Source organism: Acidovorax delafieldii 2AN (assembly GCF_000175235.1).
In the GTDB taxonomy this organism is placed as follows: Bacteria; Pseudomonadota; Gammaproteobacteria; order Burkholderiales; family Burkholderiaceae_C; genus Acidovorax; species Acidovorax delafieldii_B.
The window spans coordinates 1-3,548 of the sequence record NZ_ACQT01000317.1; the positions used below are offsets into that span (position 1 = coordinate 1).

Genomic DNA, 3,548 nt, shown 5'->3' on the forward strand with positions numbered 1-3,548 from the left:
GCGTGCGCCGGACGCCCGTCGGAAGGGCGCAATACGCCGGGGTGGTACGCGCGTGCCAGCAAGTGGACTGGCGCCTTTGGGCGGGCGGGACGCCAGCCGAATGGTTGGGTGCCTACGCCATCGTCTTGCGCAGCCAATCGGCGAACGCGGTGCATTCCCAGCGGTCCATGGTGCCGGTGCGCCAGCACAGGTAGTGGGCGTGGGGGCTGGGGGCATCGGTGGTGAACAGGCGCACCAGCGTGCCGTTCTCCAGCCACGGCGCGCCCAGCTTGAGGCGCACGAGCGCCACGCCCATGCTGGCGGCGGCGCCGTCGCACATCAGGCCGATGTCGTTGAACTGTGAGCCCTCGCTGGGCTCCGCCCACTCCAGCCCGGTGGCGGCGAACCAGGTGCGCCAGGGTTCGAGCGGGCTGCGCAGCAGGGGCACGCCTTCCAGGTCCTCGGGGCGGTCAAAGGGGCCGTGCTCGCGTATGAACGCGGGCGAGGCCAGGGGCGTGACCACGTCGCCCGCCAATTCCACGTACTCGACGTCCGCGTAGTGCCCGGCGCCATAGCGCACCATCAGGTCGGCGTCTTCCGCCACCACGTCGAGCAGCGGGATGGACACCTGCAGCGCCAGGTCGATCTCGGGATAGGCCTCGGTGAACTGGCGCAGGCGCGGGATCAGGATGGTGCGCGCGAACGTGGGCGTCACCGCCAGCTTGAGGCGCCGGCGGCCTGGCGTGGCCGCGGCCCCTGGAAAGCGCTGCAGTGCGCCCAGCCCCTCGCGCACATGCGCCAGGTAGGCGCTGCCCTCGGTAGTGAGTGAAAAATCGGCCCGGCCGAACAGCTGCGCCCCCAGGATCTGTTCGAGTTGCTTGACACGGTGGCTCACGGCGCTGGGCGTGACGCACAGCTCGTCGGCGGTCTGGGTCACGCTGCGCAGCCGCGCCAGCGCCTCGAAAGTGAGCAGGCACTGGATGGGCGGAATGCGGCGCGCGGCGCTGCTGCTGAAGCCGGTGAGGGCAGCGGTGGCCATGGGCGCAGGCTTCAGCGGAAGACGACGGTCTTGTGCCCGTTCACCAGCACGCGGTGCTCGCTGTGCCATTTGACGGCGCGTGCCAGTACCTGGCTTTCGGTGTCGCGCCCACGGGCTGTCAGGTCTTCGACGGTGTCCGTATGGTCCGCACGTGTAACATCTTGTTCGATAATCGGACCTTCGTCGAGATCGGCGGTCACATAGTGGGCCGTCGCGCCGATCAGCTTGACGCCGCGGTCGTGGGCCTGGTAATAAGGCTTGGCGCCCTTGAAGCTGGGCAGGAAACTGTGGTGGATGTTGATGGCGCGGCCTGCTAGCTTGGTGCACAGGTCGTTGGAGAGAACCTGCATGTAGCGCGCCAGGATCACCAGTTCCGCGTCTTCTGCCTGGATGATTTCGTATTGCCGTGCCTCGGCCTGGGCCTTGGTGGCCGCGGTGACGGGAATGTGGTGGAAAGGCACGTTGTAGCTGGCTGCCAGCTGGTAGAAGTCGCGGTGGTTGCTGATGATGGCGCGGATGTCCACGGGCAGCAGGCCGGATTTCCAGCGGAACAGCAGATCGTTGAGGCAGTGGCCTTCCTTGCTGACGAGCAGCACCGTTCTGACGGGCTGCGCGGTGGCATGCAGGCTCCAGCGCATCTGGTGCGGCTCGGCGAACTGGGCCAGGTGGGTTTGCAGGGTTGCCTGGTCGTGCTGGCTGCAGGCAAATTGCACCCGCATGAAGAACAGGCCCGTGGCGGGGTCGTTGTATTGCGCGGCTTCTTCGATGTTGCCGCCGCGCTCCAGCAGGAAGCCGGAGACGGCGTGCACCAGTCCCAGGCGGTCGGGACAGGAGAGGGTAAGGATATAGGCTTGGGTCATAGCTGCGCCATTGTCGCAGCATGGCCCTCCAAATGGTGGAAGAAGGATCGTCATGCGCAACCCGGGCCTGGTCCCGAAACTCGCCCCGTGGAGGGGTGTCGTGCTGTACCTCGTGTTTGGTGTGGCATGGGTGTTCGCGGGCGACGCCTTTCTGGCCCACTGGGCCGGGAGCCCCGAGGAGATCACCCACTTCCAGACCTGGAAGGGCTGGCTCTACGTACTCATCACCAGCGCCATGGCCGGCTGGCTGCTGGGGCGGATGCGCAAGATCGAACGGCAGCGCTCGGTGGTGGCGCGCGAGCTGGCGCAGATCGTGCATCACGCCCCGGTGGGCATGGCGCGCGTGGCGATCGATGGCCGCATCCTGTGGGCCAACGACTGCCTGTGCCGCATGCTGGGCGTGCCGCTGGGCGTATTGCAGACCCTGAACTTTCGCGACGTCTTCCAGGCCGAGGACTCGGCCCTGGCCAAGCAGCAGCTCGAGCGCCTGCTGGCGGGCGAGATAGACCACTACGTTGGCGAACGCCAATGCCACCGCCCGCACGACGGCATCGTGCCGGTGCTGAGCACCGTCACCTACGTTCCTGCAGCGGGCGACGAACCCGCGCACCTCGACTGCGTGCTGCAGGACATGGGCGAGATCCAGGCGGCGCGCACCGCGCTCGAGCGCAGCGAAACCCGCCTTCGCCTGGCGGTGGACGGCAGCGGCGGCGGCATGTGGGACCGCGACCTCGTGCATTCGCAAACGCTTTTTTCTCCGGGCGTGGCGCGCATGCTGCGCTACACGGGCGATGATTTCGGCCGAGATTTCCGCCTGGGCGAGCGCCTGCACCCCGATGACAGCGAACGGGTGCGGCTGGCCGTGCGCTACGCCCTGGCTTCGGGCGAGCCCTTTGTCGAGACGGCCCGGGTGCGGTGCTTTGACGGCACCTACCGCTGGTTCATGGCGCGGGGGTTGCGCCACCTGAACGATGCGGGCCAGCCCGAGCGCTTCTCGGGCATCCTCACCGACCTGACGCGGGAGCGGCAGGTGGACGAGCGCCAGCGGCTGGCTTCGACGGTGATGGAGCACACCATCGAAGGCGTGATCGTGACCGATACGAAAAGCCGCATTCTCTCGGTGAATGCCGCGGTCACGCGGCTGCTGGGCTACACCGAGGACGAGCTGCTGGGCAAGACGCCCCGCGTCTTCAAATCGGGCCGCCACGACCGGGCGTTCTACGAGGCCATGTGGGAATCGCTCAAGCGCACCGGCCGCTGGCAAGGCGAGATCTGGAACCGGCGCAAGAACGGCGAGGTGTTTCCAGAGCATGTCTCGATGAGCGTGGTGCGCGACGCAACGGGCGCGACCACGCACTACGTGTGCATGTTCACCGACATCAGCGACGAGAAAGAGCAGCACGAGCGGCTGGAATTCCTGGCGCACAACGACGCGCTCACCGGCCTGTCCAACCGGTTGTGGTTCTGCGGGCAGCTCGAGGACGCGGTGGTGCAGGCGCGCGGCACCGGCGAGCGCATGGCCGTGCTGCAGCTCAACCTCGACCGTTTCAAGGACGTGAACGACAGCTACGGCCACGCCATCGGCGACCAGGTGCTCAAGCACATCGCGCGCAAGGTGCAGTCCGCCATGCGCCCGGGCGACCTGCTGGGCCGCATGGCCGGGGACGAGC

The 3,548-nt window shown here is 67.5% G+C and carries 3 protein-coding genes; 1 reads left to right on the forward strand and 2 read right to left on the reverse strand.

What is annotated here, in order from left to right:
• Positions 1-112 precede the first annotated feature (112 nt).
• A complete protein-coding gene (locus ACDELDRAFT_RS20285; RefSeq protein WP_005799943.1) occupies positions 113-1,018 on the reverse strand; it encodes a LysR substrate-binding domain-containing protein in 906 nt (301 codons plus the stop codon).
• A gap of 11 nt (positions 1,019-1,029) precedes the next feature.
• Positions 1,030-1,878 (reverse strand): formyltetrahydrofolate deformylase, encoded by an 849-nt coding sequence (purU, locus tag ACDELDRAFT_RS20290; protein ID WP_005799944.1) that lies wholly within the window; start codon positions 1,876-1,878, stop codon positions 1,030-1,032.
• Between the two features lie 100 nt (positions 1,879-1,978).
• Between purU and ACDELDRAFT_RS20295 the strand changes: the two genes are divergently transcribed.
• Positions 1,979-3,548, forward strand: a 1,570-nt coding sequence (locus tag ACDELDRAFT_RS20295) for a PAS domain S-box protein (RefSeq protein ID WP_232504816.1), incomplete at its 3' end; no start/stop codon positions are given.

Coding starts and splice junctions, on each gene's coding strand:
- ACDELDRAFT_RS20285 (WP_005799943.1), bottom strand. CDS start 1,018: ATGGCCACCGCTGCCCTCACCGGCTTCAGCAGCAGCGCCGCGCGCCGC.
- purU (WP_005799944.1), bottom strand. CDS start 1,878: ATGACCCAAGCCTATATCCTTACCCTCTCCTGTCCCGACCGCCTGGGA.